Raw genomic sequence first — 17,285 nt, forward strand, 5'->3', positions numbered from 1 at the left:
GCCACCATCATCGCGCGCGCGCGGCCCGTCCGGGTGGCTGAATTTACCGCCGGTCGCAGCGCGGCAAGAAAGGCGATGGAGCTGCTCGGTCATCCACCAGCGCCGGTGCCGGCCAGCGCCGACCGTGCACCGATTTGGCCGCAGGGTTTGACCGGTTCGATCAGCCATTGCGCTGCGTGGTGTGTCGCGGTGCTGGCGCGCGACGGCGATGTGGCAGCGTTAGGGATAGATATCGAAGAAGACAGCCCGCTGCCTAGCGACCTGCTGCACGAGATTTGCACTCCGGCGGAAATTGCGCGTATTGGGTGCGCTGATATGGCTGCCGCCAAACGTATCTTCTGTGCCAAAGAAGCGGCCTATAAGGCGCAATACCCGCTCACAAAAACGCTCTTTGGCTTTGATCGGCTTGACGTCACGCTCCGCGCAAACGGCAGTGCCTTTGACGCGGAATTTACCCAAGACACTGAACGCTTTAGGCGCGGCGATAAGCTGCCGGGGCGGATCGTTTCCGTGGCGGACCATCTTGTCAGCGCGGTGGCGATTGGGCAGATTGATCACAAAGGAGCTTCATCCCATGGTCGCACTCTCACGCCGCCTCTTTCTGGGAGCCGCCGCCCTTGCCAGTCTCAGCGGTGGATCTTGGGTCTTTCGCCGGGCGCAGTTGCAGGACCGCGCGGCGGAACTCTATGCCACGCGGCTGACCCCGCCGACAGCACCGATGCAGGTCTACCATTTGGGGCATTCGTTGGTGGGGGAGGACATGCCCGCGATGCTGTCGCAGATGGCGGGGGCGGGCCACAGCTACCACAGCCAGACGGGTTGGGGCACCTCCCTGCGTGAGCATTGGGAGCCTGAAATGCCGGTGAATGGCTTTGACCGCGCCAACGATCACGCGCGGCACCGTCCGGCCCGTGCGGCCATCGGCTCGGGCGAATATGACGCCGTGGTGCTGACCGAGATGGTCGAGATCGCCGATGCCATCCGCTATCACGACAGCCCTGACTACCTCGCCCGTTGGGCCAATCTGGCACGCGAGGCACGGCCCGATACCCGCGTTTATCTTTACGAGACATGGCATTACACCGACGATGGCACTGGGTGGCTGAACCGCATCGATCGGGATCTGGATAAATATTGGCGGCGGCAGGTGCTCTATCCGGCTTTACAGCAATCAGACCTGCCCATTCATCTGATCCCGGCCGGGCAGGTCATGGCAGCTTTTACCCGCGCGGTCGACGCGGCCGGAGGGGTGGGCGGCATCATCAGCTTGCACGACCTTTTCTCGCGCGACGAGAATGGACGGCCCGATACGATCCATTTCAACGATCAGGGGGCCTATCTCGTGGCGCTGACCCATTACGCGACGCTCTATCACCGTGACCCGTCGGGGTTGCCGCATCAGTTGACCCGCGCGGACGGCACCCCGGCTGACACGCCAAGCGCCGAGGCCGCGGCCCTGATGCAACGCGTGGTCTGGGACGTGGTCCGCGCCCATCCCGACAGCGGGGTTGCAGCATGAGCGGTCTGGGCGGGCTGTTCTCAGTCTTGATGGTGGGCCACAGCCTTTTTGGGGCGGACGGGCCGGACATGTTGCAAGAAGCGCTGCGTGCCGGGCTGGGGCAGGGCGAGGTGCGGGCGCAGATCATCAACGGCGCACCGTTGCGCTATAATTGGGATGAATCGGACAGTGCCGAGGGCGTCGATGCCCGCGGGGTCTTGCCCGAGGGGCAAACCACCCATCTGATCCTGACCGAGGCAATCCCGCTTGCCAACCACACCCGCTGGTCGGATACCGAAGTCTATGCGCAGGCGTTCTTTGGCCTCGCGGCAGCGGCCAATCCGAGCGTGAAGGTCTATCTGCAAGAGACATGGCACTCGTTGAAAAGCGGCAGCGGCGTTGCCGTGGAATATGACGACAATGCCCATATCCCGTGGCGTGAGCGGTTGGACAGCGATCTGCCTGTTTGGGAGGGGATCGCAGCGGCAGTGAGTGACGGGCGTAGCTCTGACAGCGCGACGATTGAGGTGATCCCGGCAGGGCAGGCGATGGCGCGGCTCTATGATGAGATCGCCGCCGAACGGGTGCCGGGGCTAAGCGAGATCGACGCGCTTTTTGCCGATGACATCCACCTGAACGACCTGGGCCACTACTTTGTTGCCATGGTGCAATATGCCACCCTGACGGGCAAAGAGCCGCTTGGGCTGCCGACGGACTTCAACAACCGGTGGGGCAAGGCGTTCGATACGCCAGAGCCCGACCTCGCGCGGGCATTGCAGCGCGTGGCTTGGGATGCGGTGCGCGACTATAAGGGCGATGCCGTGGTGCCGGTGCCCCCTGCAACACGGCCTGCCGCCGCAGACAATGCGCAGACCGCGCCGATCTCCCCCACTGGCCCGCCTGCGGAGCCTGAGCCTACGCCTGCGCGCGTTGCACCTGAGGTGTCTGCCACGCCGGTGGCCGACGCCCCATTCGAGATCACAGCGTCTGAAGGGGCTGTCGCAGGCACCCGCGACATGGGCATCGGCCTTGCCGCCATCGCCGACTGGAGCGTGCAGGCCCCCTTCCTTGATCTGATGAAAACCGCGCGCCCGTGGCTCGGTCATATGGCCGGACGCTTTGGCGGGATGGAATATGCGCAACTGGTTGCGGGCGGCTATCTAGATGCCCAAGGCTGGCCTATTGAGATGCCGCGTGAGCTGGGTAGCATCGGCACGCTGATCCTGACTGACATGCCAGAACAGGCGACATCGCTGAAAGGGCGCTATCTGCTTCGGTTCGACGGCAAGGGAGTGATTGAGGTCACGGGCCGGGCGCAGAATGTGCGCTATGGCACGAATGAGGTGCGGTTTGATTACGCGCCGGGGCCGGGCAGTGTGGACATTCGCGTTCAGCGGATGCACCGCAGCGACCCGCCGCGCAACATCACTGTCGTGCGTGAAGACCGGGCCGCCGATTACGATGCCGGCGCGCGGTTTAATCCCGATTGGACTCAGCATCTGACCGGGATGAAGGTCCTGCGCTTCATGGATTGGATGGGCACGAACGACAGCCCCATCGCGCAGTGGGAAGACCGCCCGCGCCCGAAGGATGTCACCTATGCCCTGCGCGGCGTCCCGGTGGAGGTCATGGTCGCATTGGCAAATGAGTTAGAGGTCGACCCGTGGTTCAACATGCCGCATCTGGCCGATGACGCCTATGTCACAGGTTTTGCGACCTATGTTGAAGAGGCACTTGATGAAGATCGCACGGCCTATGTTGAGTTCTCCAATGAGGTCTGGAACTGGCAATTCTCCCAGACCCAATGGGCCGATGAGATGGCGCAGGCCCGCTGGGGCGAGGCCGAGAAGGGCATGCAGTTCTACAGCCTGCGTGCCGCTGAAGTGGCACGGATTTGGACGGATGTCTTCGGCGGCGAAGCCGAGGCACGGTTGCGCAATGTAATCGCCAGCCAGACCGGATGGCTGGGGCTTGAGCGCGAAGCCTTGGATGCGCCGCTCTATGTTGCCGAGAAAGCGGGAAACAGCGCGCCTGCGACGGCCTTTGATGCCTATGCAATCACCGGGTATTTCGGCGGGGTGCTGGGGCTGGCGGATAATGCCGAACGGGTCGATGGCTGGCTGTCCGACAGCCTTGCCAAGGCCCGCGCAGAGGGAGAGGCACAGGGGTTGAGAGGCGCGGATTTGGCGGATTACATCGCGGCGCACCGTTATGACGTGGCCTCGACGCTTGCTGCGCAAGACCTGCGCAATGGCGGGACCAGTGGCCTTGAGAACGATACGTTGGCCGATCTGATGGACCGTGTCTGGCCCTATCACGCCGCCGTGGCGCGGGCGCATGACCTTGATCTGGTGATGTACGAAGGCGGCAGCCATGTAGTCGGTCTTGGGGCGCAGGTGGATGACGAAGCGCTTACCGAATTCTTTCACCATTTTAACTACACCCCTGAGATGGGCGCGCTTTACGCCGATCTGATGGCCGGGTGGGAAGCTGTCGGTGGGCAGCTTTTCACCCATTATTTAGACGTCTACACGCCGACGAAATGGGGCTCTTGGGGGGCGCTGCGCTTTCTGGCGGACGACAACCCGCGATGGGAAGCCTTGACCGCATGGCAGTAAACGACGGCGCTTTTAAGGGGCTGAGCGTGTTGATCCCCGCCCATGATGAAGCGGACTGGCTGCCGGCCTGCCTCGACGCGCTCTGCGCCTCGGAGCCAGTCGCGGGGCCGGTCGAGGTGATCGTCGTCGCCAATGGCTGCTCGGATAATACCGCAGAACTGGCCCGCGGGGAGACTTCGGCCTTTGAGGCGCGAGGCTGGTCGCTGCGGGTGCTGGAATTGGCCAAGGGCGGCAAGCTCGGCGCGTGGAACGCGGGTGAGGCGGCAGCCCTTGGGAATGTTCTCGTCTATCTCGATGCCGATGTTCTGGTTTCGCCGCCTCTGCTGGCGCAGCTAGCCGAGGCGCTGGCAGGGGGCGCGCCGCGCTATGCCAGCGGGGTGCCACAGGTGACCACCTCGGGCAATTGGGTAACGCGGCACTACACGCGGTTCTGGCAGACCACTGGCTTCATGACCCATGGCGTGCCGGGGTTTGGTGTTTTCGCGATGAACCGCGCCGGGCGGGCGCGTTGGTGCGTCTGGCCGGATATCATCTCGGACGATACTTTCGCGCGGCTGAATTTCCGCCCCGAAGAACGCATCTCGGTGCCTGCTACTTACGCCTGGCCGATGATCGAAGGCTTTGCCCCGCTGGTGCGTGTGCGGCGGCGGCAGGACGTGGGCGTGGCAGAGGTAGAGCAGCTTTTCCCGCATCTGATGCGGAACGATGACTTACATGATCAGATGCGCCCCTTTTGGCGCCGTGCGCTGGCGGATCCTTTGGGCGCGCTGGTCTTTGTCGCCGTGCGGCTGACGATCCACGCCCCGGTCTTGCGCAGCGCAAACCGCTGGGTGCGGGGGCGCTAGCGGGCAGCCAGTTGGATGAACTCCCCCAGTTTGGCGGCCTCTCGGGCCACATCATGACGCGCGAAGACCCGCTCGCGGGCCCGCGCCCCCATTTCTTCTAACGTCGCGGGCGGCGCGTCATGCAGCGCGGTCAGCGCCTCGGCCAAGGCCGCCACATCGCCGGCGGGCACCAGCCATCCGGTTTTGCCGGGCTGCACCAATTCCGGCGTGCCAGCAATATAGGTGGCGATCACCGGGCGGGCGGCGGCCATCGCCTCCATCACCACCATGGGCAGGCCTTCGGCAAAGCTGGGCATGACCAGCGCATGGGCCTCGGCAAGTTCGGAGGTGACGCGCGCCTCATCGACCCAGCCGGTCAGGGTCATGCGGTCTTGGAGCCTGTGGCGGGTAATTTCCGCTTCGATCGCGCCGCGCATTGGGCCGTCGCCGATCAGGGTAAGATGCAGGTCGGGGTGGCTGTCGCGCAGCCGTGCCATGGCGTCGATGAGGGCAAGCTGGCCCTTCTGCTCCACGAAACGACCGATGGAGACCATGCGGCGCGGGCCGCTCGGGAGGGGCGCGGGGGTAGGGAATTTGGCGGGCTCAATGCCGCAGTGCACGACCTTGATGCGGGGCCAATCGGCAGGATCGGCCCAGCGACAAAGCTGGCTGCGCCCGAACTGGCTGATCGCAACGGCAAACGCCGAATGATGGATCTTTGGGCCGAGGGAAAGCGCGCGGGGGCTGTCGAACTCCTCAGGCCCATGGGTGGTGAAACTATAGCCCGGACCGCCCAGCAGGTGGCTGAGCATCGCGACCATGGTGGCATTGGTGCCGAAATGCGCGTGTAGATGTTGGGTGCCGCTGTCCTCAAGCTGTGCGCGCAGATAGCAAGCCTCGGCCAGATAGATCAGATGGCGCGCCATTCCCGTCTCGGCCCGGCGGGCGGCGTCCCAGACTTCTCGGAGCGCTTTGCCGAACCGACTGGGGGAGCGTAGCAAGATGCGCAGGCTGGCACGGGCGAGGGCGGCCCCGCCCGTGGCCAGAACATAATGCGTTCGCGCCGCCTCGGCCTTGTCCTGCGCATCGACCAGCGACACGTCGGGGCCGCGCATGGCAAAGCGCATGACCTCATGACCCGCCGCCTCCAAAGCCGCAATCTCGCGCCGGATGAAGGAATGCGAGGGCTGTGGGTAGGTATTGAGGATATAGGCGATCTTCACAGGGGCGCAGGCCTTAGACTGGGGGCGATAAACCTTGTTACCCGCCTGCTTGCCACTGGCACAAGGGCGGGCATGCCATTAGTCTCTCGCAAAGAATTGGCAAAGGCGCAGGATCAAGTGTTTTCAAAGGTTTCCCAAGCGGTGACGGGCAATCGCCTGATGGCACGGGCGCTGCGGTCAACCTCGTGGATTGTGCTGGGCTATGGCGGCGCGCAGGCGATCCGGCTGGCGTCGAACCTAATTTTGACGCGCCTGCTTTTCCCCGAGGCCTTTGGCCTGATGGCGTTGATACAGGTGGTGATCGTCGGGCTGACCTTGTTTTCAGACGTGGGCATCGCACCGTCGATCGCACAGAGCAAACGCGGCGATGATCGAGACTTCTTAGACACCGCTTGGACGATTCAAGCGATCCGGGGGCTTTGCCTCTGGCTTGCGGCCTGTGCGCTGACGTGGCCGGTGGCGGCTTTCTATGATGAGCCTTCGCTGCTGACCTATTTGCCCATCGCGGCGCTGAGCCTTGTGGTTGCGGGATTCAATCCCACACGGATTGAGACATCGCATCGGCATTTGCAAATGGGGCGGCTGACGCTGCTGGACCTCACCTCGCAGGTGATCGGTATTGTGGTGATGATTCTGGGCGCGTTGCTGTATCAGTCCGTCGCCGCATTGGTGGTTGGCGGTGTGGTGGGGGCGCTAGCGAAACTGGCGCTGACCCATGCCTTCCTGCCCGGACCGAGCAACCGCTTTCGTTGGGAGCAGCCGGCGGTGCAGGAATTGGTGCATTTCGGCAAATGGATTTTCCTGTCGACCATGTTTTGGTTCTTCGCCAGCCAAGGGGATAAGGCGATTTTGGGCAAGTTCCTCTCTCTCGAAGGGCTGGGGATTTACAACATTGGCTATTTCCTTGCCAGTTTTCCGCTGCTTCTGGGGCAGAATGTCACCGGGCGGGTGATGATCCCGATCTACCGCGAGGCGGGGGGCGGGGATCACCCGAAGTTACGGCGGATGCGCTATGGGCTGAGTGGCGGGCTGCTGGCGCTGCTGGCGGTGATGGCCCTGGCGGGGCCATGGCTGGTCTCGGTGCTCTATGACCCGCGCTATCTGCAAAGTGGCGCGATACTGGTGATGCTGGCATTGGCGCTGATGCCGCAGGTGATCGGGATGACCTATGATCAAGCCGCATTGGCAGCGGGAGATTCGCAGCGGTTTTTCATCTCATCCGCCTCGCGCGCGACCTTACAGATTGGAATGCTGCTGGTGGGCGTGATCTATGCCGGGCTGCCCGGTGCGTTGTTTGGGCTTGGGCTGGCGATGATCTTGTCGCATCTGGTGTTGATCTGGCTGGCACGAGCGCACGGCGTCTGGGACGCGCGCCATGATCTGACCTTCGCTCTGCTCGGGCTGGCGCTTGGCGCGCTGGCGCTTTGGCTGCATTGGGATCGGGTGCTGGGTCTCAGCGCCACGGTTTGAGTGGGTCAGCTCTTTTGCTTGCGGGCCATCCGCGCGGCGCGCCCCTGTTTGCCTGCATTGAGGCGCTCCTGCCAGACCTTGCCCAGGGTGCGACGTCTCTCACGCGGGCTGAGATCGGGGATCGACACGACGGGGATCAGCCCCGTCTCGCGTGTCATTTGCCGGGCCGAGCGGATCACCGGGCGGCGCAATTCGAGCAGGAAGGCGACGATCAGCGCAAGGGCAAAGCTGCCCATGCCGCCCACAGCCGCGCGCTTTTTGCGGCTGAGCGAGACGGGGTAATCCGGCAGTTCAGCCTGTTCCAGCGTGATCAGTTTCTCGCCCCGCTGATCGGATTCGAGTGAGAACCCCACCTCTGCCTCATTGCGGCGCGCGGTGATCACCTCCAACTGGTCCTGCAACTGTGTCAGGCGACGGTCAAACCGGGCCAGTTCACGCTCGACCTCAGGCGAGGTTTGCAGGCTGGTGGTGAGGGTCTCGCGCTGCTCTTGCAGCAGGTCGCGCTGCGTTGTGAGGCTTTCCAGCGTGGCGTCCAGTTCCGCCCGTTCGCGGGCAATGGTGGCGGCGCGGGCATCAGGGTTGGTGCGGTCGCGCGCCAGCCGCGTGGCGATGATCTCACGGTCAAGCTCAAGGATGGCGTCATTCAGGCTGCTGATCTCGCCCCGGCGAAACTCAAGGCTGCCTTCGAGAGAGAGGTCGTTTTCGGCCCGGTAGTCTGCCAGTTCCGCCTCAAGCGCTGAGATGTCGCGGATCAGGTTCTGCTCTTGGCGTTGGAAAAACTCTAAAGTCTCAAGTGTCTGGCTTTGCCGTTGAGCTGCGGACATCTGACGGGTGCGATCGGCGAATTCGCGGGCCACGGCCTGCGCATCGGCGGGGTTGTCCATCTCAGCGGTGAAGGTCATGACAGAAATCGTGCCGTCGTCGGCAAAGCCTTCGCGCGGGGCGGCGACCCCGGTGATCGTGACCGAACGGCGCAGCAGATCGACCTTTTCCGACATCCGCAGCGCGGTCAGATCTTCATAGAGACCAAAGCGTTGGATGATGTCGACCAGCGTGCCGCGCGCCATCAACTGCTGTTCGATCAATTGCAAACGCCGGGCTGAGGACCCTTCGACGGTCGAGGGGGCCAGATCATTTGCGATCTTGGGTTGCTCAATCTGAATGACCTCGGAAGACTGGTAGACATGCGCGATTGAGAGCGCCCAATAGACCGATGCGATGCAGCCTAGAAGCGTAATCAGAATGATCACGCCCGCGCGACGGCGCAGCATGTCGATGACGTCATCGAATGTATAGATCGGTCCCATGTGCCTCTTTCCAACCTGCCTAAAGCCCCCAGACCGTTGCCCGGCGGGGTTTCCCTGCCTAGACCAGAAGACTTGGGCGATAATAGGGCGCTAAGGGGCGCAAAGACAGGGGGTGTCAGGCATATTTCGGCAGGCTAGAGGTCCGCGCACGGTTCAGCACGATGCCCAAGAGTGGCACCTGACCTTCGAGCATCCGTTCGCATTCACGCAGATGGCGCGCCATGGTCTGGCTGCCGTCAGAAATCAGCAAAACGCCGTCTAATTGGGGTAAGAAGGCTGAAAGATCGTCGTGCTCCAACATGGGCGGCATGTCATAGAGGACGATTTCGGGCTGAAGTGCTGCACGCATGCGCAGTAGCGTTTCGGCGGTGGCGCTGTCTTGCAGGATCTCGGCTGCGTTCACCTCGGCTTGGTCATTCAAGCCAAGCGCCAGAGTATCGCTGACACGCAGCATCTGTTGGCCCAGATCGACACGACCGCCGAGCAGATCACTCATCGCACCGGGGGATTCCAGATCAAAAGCGCGGGCCAGACCGGGGCTGCGCATGTTCATGTCCATCAGGACGGTGCGCGATCCCGGCACCCGCGACAGGCTCAGCGCCAGATTGGTAGCGGAAAAAGTGTTGCCGCAGCCAGACGTGGGGGCGGTTATCGCGATATTGACCCAACCATGCTCAAACGTGGTTTGACGCAGGCGCGTACGCAAAAGATCAAAGGCCCGTGCGGCAGCGCTGTTGCGGTGATCGTCGACCAAAGGCATGTCCCCACCTGGGCCGGGTGTGGCCACGGGCAGGTCTTGCCAACGGGGCACGCGGTCATCGCTTACGTAAGGCGCAGCGGCGGCGGAGGCGGAGGAGATGGGCAGGCTTTCCTCGAAAGGCAGATCGCTATCAATCTCATCCTCATGGTCTATCACCGTGCGGCGCGGGCGGATGCTGTGCCGCATGCCCGGAGCGCCAAAGGACGCCATAACATCACTGTTGTCCGCGCCAAGGGCGTCAGATGCGTAAAGATCTTTCATCTTTGTCCCTTTCGATTTTCTAAACATGAGGCGAACAATTTCTGGTCGTTAATGGGCGCGGCAAACATCGCTCAGCACCCGGTCCGACGCAAGACGACACCGACGGTTTTGAGAAGAATGGTCAGATCCATCGGCAGCGACAGATTACGCCGATAGGCGCCGTCCACTTCATTACGGTAGGTAAACCGGCTGTTGTTGCGGGCAGAGACCTGCCACAGGCCAGTGATGCCGGGGCGAAGGGCAAAGTAGGCTTTCGCATCGCCATACATCTCAAGCTGGTCGGGCATCATCGGACGCGGGCCAATCAAGCTCATGTCTCCGATCAACACGTTCCATAGCTGTGGCAGCTCATCAAGTGACGTAGCTCGCAGGAAACTGCCCACCCGTGTGATGCGCGGATCGTTCTTAAGCTTTTGCATCTCATCCCATTCCGCGCGCATCGCCGGGTTCGCGGCAAGATAGCTTTCCAGCACCGCATCGGCATCGCGCACCATGGTCCGCAGTTTCAGGATAGAGAAGCGCTTTCCACCTCGGCCAAGGCGCTGCTGAGTATAGAAGGGCTGACCGCTTTCGATCCACAGCGCCAGCGCGCAGAGCGCGATAATCGGCAGCGCGATGGGCAGGGCGGCAAGGATCAACAACTTGTCGATAATTGGCTTGGCGTAGCGGCCATAAAGTCCGGTGGGGCGCAGGCAAAAGGAAGCCAAAGCGCGCGGCGCTTGCAGCATAGCACCGCGCGCAACGGCAGGCTGCGCACCACTCAGGGCGCGGCCCATAGAGCCGCCCAATATCGGAGCTCCTGCGGTGACCTCCGTCAAGCCATAAGCATGGCCGTCGACGTTAACGTACTTCATTTAAACCCCCCAGGGTTTTATCCTGTGTAATTGGACCAGCACGATCCACAGCGCATTCACACCGCTGCGTCTTGAAGGTCTATCTGACCTATCCAGACAGGTAGGATATGTATCCTTTCATACCACCTTTTCGCCTTATTTGATCCATTTTCTTAGAAACAGACTGTTTCAAGGTAGAGTGGGTTGGCGGAAGTTGACCAATGAAATGGTGGGGTAGAGGAATTACTCTAGGTCGGATGACAGGATTCACGAGCAGTTTGTCAGCGCATCTAAGTGCTTGGCCCAAAAACCGGGTGAAGTCTATAATATGTTGATCTATATAAATAAATCTTCTTAACCAATGGATGTGTGAGGGGGCTGGCCTGATGCATGTTTCGCTATTGCCAGAATGTCCCGGACCCTTCGGTCAAGACTGTCGGTGTGAACCTTCCGTACCGCTTGAAGCGCCGTAGCTCAGAGTTCTCACAGCAATGTCAGGGCGATAAATGGGCGACAGTTGGGCGAGAGGCACGGGGATGTAGAGATAAGTCGAGCTAAATCGTGTGCAAAACCCCAAAGGGATTCTCTGATGCGGCCCAGGGTCTGTTTTAGCTATTTGTGAAGGAGAAAAGTGGCAGCCCGTAGGGTTGTACCAGTTTCCAGTCAATTCAACGGTCTAGCTTGTCCAACAGGCGGTGCGACCCCCATTGATAACAAAGCGAAAAAATGCGCTTTGTCCAACCCGAAAAAGCGCTCCAACCTAGGACGCCACATCGCTCCCGATCATAAGCGCATGTCGCGGATGATCGGCTACTGTCTCACATTGCAGACCTCAGATGCGTGGCTTGGTTTCTCGAAAGTCGCATCTGCAAAGCTAGACGCGACCGAGCGGGCCTCCTTGGCCTGGGCTGCTCTTATGGCGCTCAAACCAGAGCATGTAGAGCTGACAGCCGCTGCGGTCCTCAAAGCCGCAGGTTCTCCGCTACCCGCTTTCCTCGGTGGACTTGATGAGGCCCGGTTTTGGGCATCCTGCGCCACTCGATCGGAACTTAAGGCATATGCTCTGGCTGCTCATGACGCCATGAGTGCGCAGGACCAGGCCGCATTCTTTCAGCACATCAGTGAAGTGGAGATTGCAGCATGAAGATGTTTGTAGACCGCCTCAGCTTGCCGACCGAATTGCCTGTTGATTTGACTGCGGTGAAGCAACACTTGCGGGTTGATGGCTCTGACCAGGATCAGGCAATCACCACTATGGCACACACAGCGGCCCTCGATGTGATGGGTTTCGCTGGGATTGCACTTCTGACGCAAACTATCCGAGTTGTCGTCCTGGATCCTTCCCCCGCGTCATACTTCGTTCTTCCGATCGGCCCAGTGCTGGACGGCGAGGTTCCGACCGTTGCTGTCGACGGTTCTCCGGTTACAAGGTTCACCCTGCTTCCCGGCCACATTCCGACGATCATCTGGGATGATGACGTCGCAGCGGACAGGCTGACACGGCTGGAAATTACCTACCAGGCGGGGTTTGGCAGTAGTCCCTCTGACATCCCACACGACTTGGCTCAAGCGATCATGGATCAGACTGCGCTGCATTATGATGGCCGATCGCCCATGAGCCAGCGCGAGTTGACGATGTCGCCCCACATGACGCGCGTGGCAGCACGGTATCGCGGGTTGCGGCTATGACCAGCCGCGAGCTTGATGAAATCCTCCACTACCGCTGGCCGCTGGTCCTGCGCGCCGCAATGGCGGGCAGTGATGAATGGTTGAAAGGGTTCGCCCGCTCGATCGCAAAGCACGGCAAGCGGGCTTCGTGGCGTCCCACCCACAAGCAAGAGCAGATCATGCGGCGGCTCGTGTCCGAACTGGGCACGGCACCGTCATCTGAAGGGGAAGTGATCGAGAGATAAAAGAAAGCCCGCCGGGACAAACGGCGGGCCTATGCGGCAGGTGGCTTTTACGGGTTAGCCGGGCCTGACGCATCACAGTGCTACCGGGAAACGGGCCACAGCACAAGGGCAGCTATTCCGCGTCACGCGGTCACTCCACGCCCTAAGGCCCCACTGCCACCCTCCTAGGCGGTGAACATGGGAGTGCGGATCGAGCCGAGGGGAAGGCGAGGTCTGACCTAAGCGGCGGCCCGGCTCCGGTGAGCAGGCAAGATCGTAGCGGTCAGGGCGGGAGGCGGGTTTTCAACCCCGCTGCAGTAACCCGCTTTCTGACCGTCACAGCAACCCTCACCAGTGAGCAGAGGGCCACGACAGTAGAGTAACGCGCGAGAGGCAAGACGATGACAGAGACGAAGAAGAGAGAGAGGACGTGGCGCAAGGCGGATGGCTCGAAGCTGCCCACCGCGCCCAAGCTGTCTTTGTCTGAGCAACGCCAAGATGACCTCTTCGGCAATGGTCCCAATGCCGCGACTTTGGCACCCGCGCGGGACCGGGGAGGAGAGTTATCAATTTTCGCGCCCGGCTCAGATTGGGAAAATCAGGCCCCAGCGGAAAGAGCTATGCAGTTCATGCATGGACTTAACATTCCTGAGGGTCCGAACGCTGGCAAGCCGGTTCAGCTCGCGCCCTTTCAGCGGCAATTTATCGAAGGCGCTTTGGCAGCCGATACCGTCAACGCTGTTCTGAGCATCGGTCGCGGCAACGGGAAATCCGCTATAACGGCGGGCCTCGCCCTCGGAGGTCTGCTCGGCATCTGGGATCGCCAGCCTCGGCGGGAGATCATCGCCGCTGCGCGTACCCGCGATCAGGGCCGGATCATCTGGGACTTTGTAGCGGGCTTCATCGAAAGCCTGCCTTTAGAAATCCGCCGACACTTCATTTTCCGCCGCGCGCCTAGGCTCGAAATTGAGTATGGCGGCGATGGCGGTGGGCATGTTCTTCGCGTGATCGCAGCTGACGGCAAATCAGCACTCGGCGGCGCGCCGACGATGGCAATTCTAGATGAGCGCGGCCATTGGGCGCTCGATCGAGGCGATGAGCTGGAACATGCGCTACTATCCGGCCTGGGTAAGCGGGAAGGCCGGGCATTTCTGATCAGCACCAGCGCCAGCGACGACACGCATCCTTTCTCTCGATGGATCGATGACCCGACATCGGGTTCCTATGTCCAAGAGCATCGTCCTGCGCCGGGCCTTCCTGCCGATGATACGGAAAGCCTTTTGATCGCTAATCCTGGTGCGCCACATGGTATCGGCGGTTCACTGGGCTGGCTTGAGGCGCAAGCCAAACGCGCTATTGCCAGAGGTGGGTCCAGCCTAACGAGCTTCCGGCTCTATAACCGCAACGAGCGAGTGTCCGGCGAGACGCGCGATCTTCTGATCACGCTAGACGAATGGCTGGAATGTGAAGCCGATGTACTGCCCCCGCGTGAAGGCGGCGTGGTGATCGGGATCGACCTCGGCGGCTCTGCCTCAATGACAGCGGCGGCATTCTACTGGCCAGAAACAGGCCGTCTTGAATGCAAAGGTACATTCCCATCCATGCCCAGCCTGTTGGATCGTGGTCAATCTGATGGCGTCGCCGATCGCTACGTCGAAATGCATGATCGAGGTGAACTGTCTGTCCTCGGCGATAAGACAGTTCCGGTCGCGCCCTGGCTGGTCGAGGTGGTGCGCCATGTCGAGGGAGAGCCCATCACCGCGATCACTATGGACCGCTACAAACAGGCGGAACTCGGCGAGGCAATTGCCAGGGCCGGTATTCGTGCGCCCTTGGTTTGGCGCGGGCAAGGTTTCCGCGATGGCGGCGAAGATGCAGAAAGGTTCCGCCGGGCCGCCTTTGATGGGCAAATCAAGGCCAAGCCCTCCCTACTTTTGCGCTCTGCCTTCGGTGACACCGTCTGCCTGCGCGATCCCGCCAATAACATCAAAATTGCGAAAGCCCGTTCCACAGGTCGCATCGACGCGGCGGCGGCGTCCGTCCTTGCGGTGGCCCAGGGCGCGCGGATCGCAGCTCAACCCAAAGCGAAGGCGAAAATGCAATGGTTTTGAACGCAGGGAATCTGGACAGGCGGGTTCAATTCCGCCGCTTCATCCTGGTCGATGACGGTTTCGGCAAGGTCGAGGAGTGGAGCGATCACGGCACACCTGTCGCCGCTGCAAAACGTGACGTGAGCGATGCGGAACGGTGGAGCGCGGATCAAGTCCAAGCCTCGATCACAACGCGTTTTACGGTCCGGTGGAGTAGCTTCACTGCCGACCTCGATCCTAAAGATCGGCTGACTTGTGAAGGCCGTGAATACGACATCACCGGCATCAAGGAAACGCCAGATCGGCGGCGGCGCATGTTGGAGCTGACCTGTTCGGCGAGGGCCGATCAATGAGCATTCGCCGAGATCACCACCGCTATTCAAAACGCGTCACACGCACCAAACGCTGGCAAGTCTTGCGCGCGGAAATCCTCGAACGCGATCGCTATCGCTGCCGTTCCTGCGGCTGCGGTGGGCGTTTGGAAGTGGATCACATCAAGCCGGTCCGGACGCATCCCGAGCTGTCCTATGAACCCGGCAACCTGCAAGCGCTCTGTCCGAGCTGCCACACCAGGAAAACAAGGATCGAGTGCGGGCATCCCCCGCCCCGAGAAGACCGCCAAAACTGGCGGCAAGCTGTCGAGGCGCTATCGCGCCCCGACGAACGCGGCATCAATCAAAAGGAAGTCAAAGATGCTTAAATCAGTCGAAATCGCCCGGCGTCAGTCGGAAATCCGTCAGAACCTCTCCGAACTGGCAAATAAGGAAACACCGTCCGAGGATGAAGTCCGGAAAATGGGCGAACTCGATACCGAATATCGATCGAACGAAACGCGCTATCGTGCTGCCCTCATCGCCGAGGATACCGAACGTCGTGAGGCGGGAGAGGAACTTGAGACGCGCTCCGATCGTGAATGGGTCGAAATCATGGGGCGGTTCGAGTTGCGCCAGGTTGCTTTCGCTCTTGATGAAGGGCGCGCACTGGATGGCGCAACGAAAGAGATCATTGACGAGATGCGCAGTCTCGGCGGTTATCAGGGCATCCCGGTCCCCTATGCCGCGCTGGAAACTCGCGCGGGTGAAACCGTCGCCGCGGATAATATTGATCCCAAGGCGATCCGCCCGGTCATCGACCGCATCTTCCCCGGCTCTGTGGCCGAGAAAATCGGTGTTCAGCGGATCAGCATCGCGCAAGGTTCACTGGCATTTCCTGTGGCGACCTCTGGCGCAATCTTTGGCTGGCAAACGACCGAGCTGGGCGATGTTGGGGCGCAGAAGAAATATGCCACGACCGAGCGCAGCCTGTCGCCCGACCACACCGGCGGCGCGCAGATGGTTATCAGCCGCAAGGCGATGAAGCAAAGCGGCGAAGGGCTTGAGGCAGCCATTCGGCGGGATTTGAATGCGGTGATCGGGGCCGAGCTGGACCGCGTGGTGATCAATGGCAGTGGCGCAACTGGCGAACCTCTTGGGATCATTCCCGGCGCGACGACCTACGGTATCCAAAGCACTCCTGTTGGAGCAGAAGCCACCTGGGCGGCGTTCCGGGCTGAGGTTGTCGCCTTCATGCAAGCGAACGCCATTTCTAGCGCCAGCCAGGTCAACCTTGCCTTTGATCCGGCAATCTGGGCCGATTTGGATGAGGCCCTGATTGCAGGCACCGCTGTTTCGGAATGGGATCGCCTGACCAAGCATGTAGGCACACCTGCAATCAGCAATGTAATCCCTGCTGCATCGTCAATTATGACTGCCAACGTCCAAGGTATCGCCCCTGGCTATTTGGGTCTCTACGGCGGCGTCGACTTGATCCGGGATCCCTACACCAAAGCGGGTTCTGGTGCGTTGGTCCTGACTGGTCTGGTGACCGCTGACTTCACCGTGCCACGTGGGCTGCAAACTCGCATTCTGACTGGACTGGCGGGCGTATAATGCTTTGGGGTGCTCACACCGGCAGCCTTGAGCTGCGCACCGAGGGGCGGAGAAATCCGCCTTCGGGCAACCTTTCCATATGGCCGGGAAACCGTGCTGGCCGAGCGCATGGGCGCGGGGCGTGAGCGTCGAGAGATGATTGCAGCTCGCGCCTTTGCCGATCGGCTGGACCGGGGCGAGGACGTGCATTTCCTTTCCGGCCATGACTTTAACAAGCCGCTGGCATCACGTTCCGCTGGCAGCCTTACTTTGACGGAAACTGACGATGCTTTGATTATCGAAGCCCGGATCAGCGCGGACATGGGGCAGGTTTCTTATGTTCGCGACTTCCTGTCTGCCCATGCGGCCGGGCTAGTGCGCGGTCTGTCGCCAGGCTTTCGGGTTCGGCCAGGTGGCGAAACGGTTGAAGCGCGCGGCGGAGCGATCCTGCGCACGATCCGCGCCGCCGACCTGATTGAAATCAGCGCGGTAACCAAACCAGCTTATCCGCAAGCTCAGATCGAGGCGCGGAATTGGCAGCCTGTGGCGGAAGCTGCGCAACGCGTGGTGAGCGTTCATCCCGCAATCCGATGGAGGTGAAT

Annotated in this window: 16 protein-coding genes and 1 pseudogene; 13 read left to right on the forward strand and 4 right to left on the reverse strand. The window is 61.3% G+C overall.

All coding sequences use genetic code 11. From position 1 onward, the window contains the following. Positions 1–33: 33 nt before the first annotated feature. The 4 genes and pseudogenes from K3759_RS20275 to K3759_RS05105 form a co-directional block, all read left to right on the forward strand. Positions 34–387: pseudogene (locus K3759_RS20275) on the forward strand (4'-phosphopantetheinyl transferase); the annotation flags it as partial. A gap of 187 nt (positions 388–574) precedes the next feature. After that, positions 575–1,519, forward strand: a complete 945-nt coding sequence (locus K3759_RS05095; protein ID WP_259984625.1) for a hypothetical protein — start codon at positions 575–577, stop codon at positions 1,517–1,519. After that, positions 1,516–4,116 carry a hypothetical protein gene (locus tag K3759_RS05100; RefSeq protein WP_259984627.1) on the forward strand — a complete coding sequence of 867 codons (2,601 nt, stop codon included), beginning with the start codon at positions 1,516–1,518 and terminating at the stop codon, positions 4,114–4,116. The genes K3759_RS05095 and K3759_RS05100 overlap by 4 nt, the downstream gene beginning before the upstream one ends. Then, positions 4,107–4,961: a glycosyltransferase family 2 protein gene (locus tag K3759_RS05105; protein ID WP_259984628.1), complete on the forward strand. Its 855-nt coding sequence runs from the start codon at positions 4,107–4,109 to the stop codon at positions 4,959–4,961. Before K3759_RS05100 ends, K3759_RS05105 begins: the two co-directional genes overlap by 10 nt. Here the strand turns inward: K3759_RS05105 and K3759_RS05110 are convergent. Then, positions 4,958–6,163, reverse strand: a complete 1,206-nt coding sequence (locus K3759_RS05110; protein ID WP_259984629.1) for a glycosyltransferase family 4 protein — start codon at positions 6,161–6,163, stop codon at positions 4,958–4,960. The two genes, K3759_RS05105 and K3759_RS05110, sit on opposite strands and share 4 nt — an antisense overlap. Positions 6,164–6,322: 159 nt before the next feature. Between K3759_RS05110 and K3759_RS05115 the strand changes: the two genes are divergently transcribed. Continuing rightward, complete coding sequence (locus K3759_RS05115; RefSeq protein ID WP_259985570.1) at positions 6,323–7,633, forward strand: oligosaccharide flippase family protein; 1,311 nt, start codon at positions 6,323–6,325, stop codon at positions 7,631–7,633. A 5-nt stretch (positions 7,634–7,638) separates the two neighbouring features. On the opposite strand, the gene K3759_RS05120 is transcribed toward K3759_RS05115, so the two are convergent. The 3 genes from K3759_RS05120 to K3759_RS05130 form a co-directional block, all read right to left on the reverse strand. After that, positions 7,639–8,940, reverse strand: a complete 1,302-nt coding sequence (locus K3759_RS05120) for a DUF874 domain-containing protein (RefSeq protein ID WP_259984630.1) — start codon at positions 8,938–8,940, stop codon at positions 7,639–7,641. Positions 8,941–9,055: 115 nt separating this feature from the next. Continuing rightward, positions 9,056–9,961, reverse strand: coding sequence for a CpsD/CapB family tyrosine-protein kinase (locus tag K3759_RS05125; RefSeq protein WP_259984631.1), 906 nt, complete (start codon positions 9,959–9,961; stop codon positions 9,056–9,058). A 71-nt stretch (positions 9,962–10,032) separates the two neighbouring features. Next, positions 10,033–10,815 carry a sugar transferase gene (locus tag K3759_RS05130; RefSeq protein ID WP_259984632.1) on the reverse strand — a complete coding sequence of 261 codons (783 nt, stop codon included), beginning with the start codon at positions 10,813–10,815 and terminating at the stop codon, positions 10,033–10,035. A 712-nt stretch (positions 10,816–11,527) separates the two neighbouring features. Between K3759_RS05130 and K3759_RS05135 the strand changes: the two genes are divergently transcribed. The 8 genes from K3759_RS05135 to K3759_RS05170 all read left to right on the forward strand — a co-directional run bounded on the left by K3759_RS05135 (position 11,528) and on the right by K3759_RS05170 (position 17,283). Then, positions 11,528–11,938: a hypothetical protein gene (locus K3759_RS05135; protein ID WP_259984633.1), complete on the forward strand. Its 411-nt coding sequence runs from the start codon at positions 11,528–11,530 to the stop codon at positions 11,936–11,938. Then, entirely contained in the window at positions 11,935–12,483 is a 549-nt protein-coding gene (locus tag K3759_RS05140) for a hypothetical protein (protein WP_259984634.1), read from the forward strand. The genes K3759_RS05135 and K3759_RS05140 overlap by 4 nt, the downstream gene beginning before the upstream one ends. Further along, positions 12,480–12,707 (forward strand): hypothetical protein, encoded by a 228-nt coding sequence (locus tag K3759_RS05145; RefSeq protein ID WP_259984635.1) that lies wholly within the window; start codon positions 12,480–12,482, stop codon positions 12,705–12,707. The genes K3759_RS05140 and K3759_RS05145 overlap by 4 nt, the downstream gene beginning before the upstream one ends. A gap of 380 nt (positions 12,708–13,087) precedes the next feature. Continuing rightward, positions 13,088–14,797, forward strand: a complete 1,710-nt coding sequence (locus tag K3759_RS05150) for a terminase TerL endonuclease subunit (protein WP_259984636.1) — start codon at positions 13,088–13,090, stop codon at positions 14,795–14,797. After that, positions 14,788–15,129 carry a phage head closure protein gene (locus K3759_RS05155; RefSeq protein WP_259984637.1) on the forward strand — a complete coding sequence of 114 codons (342 nt, stop codon included), beginning with the start codon at positions 14,788–14,790 and terminating at the stop codon, positions 15,127–15,129. Before K3759_RS05150 ends, K3759_RS05155 begins: the two co-directional genes overlap by 10 nt. Continuing rightward, on the forward strand, positions 15,126–15,476 hold the full coding sequence (locus K3759_RS05160) for an HNH endonuclease (protein ID WP_259984638.1): 351 nt from the start codon (positions 15,126–15,128) through the stop codon (positions 15,474–15,476). The genes K3759_RS05155 and K3759_RS05160 overlap by 4 nt, the downstream gene beginning before the upstream one ends. Further along, positions 15,469–16,704: a phage major capsid protein gene (locus tag K3759_RS05165; protein ID WP_259984639.1), complete on the forward strand. Its 1,236-nt coding sequence runs from the start codon at positions 15,469–15,471 to the stop codon at positions 16,702–16,704. Before K3759_RS05160 ends, K3759_RS05165 begins: the two co-directional genes overlap by 8 nt. A gap of 93 nt (positions 16,705–16,797) precedes the next feature. Next, positions 16,798–17,283, forward strand: a complete 486-nt coding sequence (locus K3759_RS05170) for an HK97 family phage prohead protease (protein WP_259984640.1) — start codon at positions 16,798–16,800, stop codon at positions 17,281–17,283. Positions 17,284–17,285: the final 2 nt, after the last annotated feature.

The organism is Sulfitobacter sp. W027, from assembly GCF_025143985.1.
GTDB lineage: Bacteria > Pseudomonadota > Alphaproteobacteria > Rhodobacterales > Rhodobacteraceae > Sulfitobacter.

What these genes read in the sequence shown, in the direction of transcription:
- K3759_RS05095 (WP_259984625.1), top strand. Translation starts at nt 575, where the DNA reads ATGGTCGCACTCTCACGCCGCCTCTTTCTGGGAGCCGCCGCCCTTGCC.
- K3759_RS05100 (WP_259984627.1), top strand. Translation starts at nt 1,516, where the DNA reads ATGAGCGGTCTGGGCGGGCTGTTCTCAGTCTTGATGGTGGGCCACAGC.
- K3759_RS05105 (WP_259984628.1), top strand. Translation starts at nt 4,107, where the DNA reads ATGGCAGTAAACGACGGCGCTTTTAAGGGGCTGAGCGTGTTGATCCCC.
- K3759_RS05115 (WP_259985570.1), top strand. Translation starts at nt 6,323, where the DNA reads ATGGCACGGGCGCTGCGGTCAACCTCGTGGATTGTGCTGGGCTATGGC.
- K3759_RS05120 (WP_259984630.1), bottom strand. Translation starts at nt 8,940, where the DNA reads ATGGGACCGATCTATACATTCGATGACGTCATCGACATGCTGCGCCGT.
- K3759_RS05125 (WP_259984631.1), bottom strand. Translation starts at nt 9,961, where the DNA reads ATGAAAGATCTTTACGCATCTGACGCCCTTGGCGCGGACAACAGTGAT.
- K3759_RS05130 (WP_259984632.1), bottom strand. Translation starts at nt 10,815, where the DNA reads ATGAAGTACGTTAACGTCGACGGCCATGCTTATGGCTTGACGGAGGTC.
- K3759_RS05140 (WP_259984634.1), top strand. Translation starts at nt 11,935, where the DNA reads ATGAAGATGTTTGTAGACCGCCTCAGCTTGCCGACCGAATTGCCTGTT.
- K3759_RS05145 (WP_259984635.1), top strand. Translation starts at nt 12,480, where the DNA reads ATGACCAGCCGCGAGCTTGATGAAATCCTCCACTACCGCTGGCCGCTG.
- K3759_RS05150 (WP_259984636.1), top strand. Translation starts at nt 13,088, where the DNA reads ATGACAGAGACGAAGAAGAGAGAGAGGACGTGGCGCAAGGCGGATGGC.
- K3759_RS05155 (WP_259984637.1), top strand. Translation starts at nt 14,788, where the DNA reads ATGGTTTTGAACGCAGGGAATCTGGACAGGCGGGTTCAATTCCGCCGC.
- K3759_RS05160 (WP_259984638.1), top strand. Translation starts at nt 15,126, where the DNA reads ATGAGCATTCGCCGAGATCACCACCGCTATTCAAAACGCGTCACACGC.
- K3759_RS05165 (WP_259984639.1), top strand. Translation starts at nt 15,469, where the DNA reads ATGCTTAAATCAGTCGAAATCGCCCGGCGTCAGTCGGAAATCCGTCAG.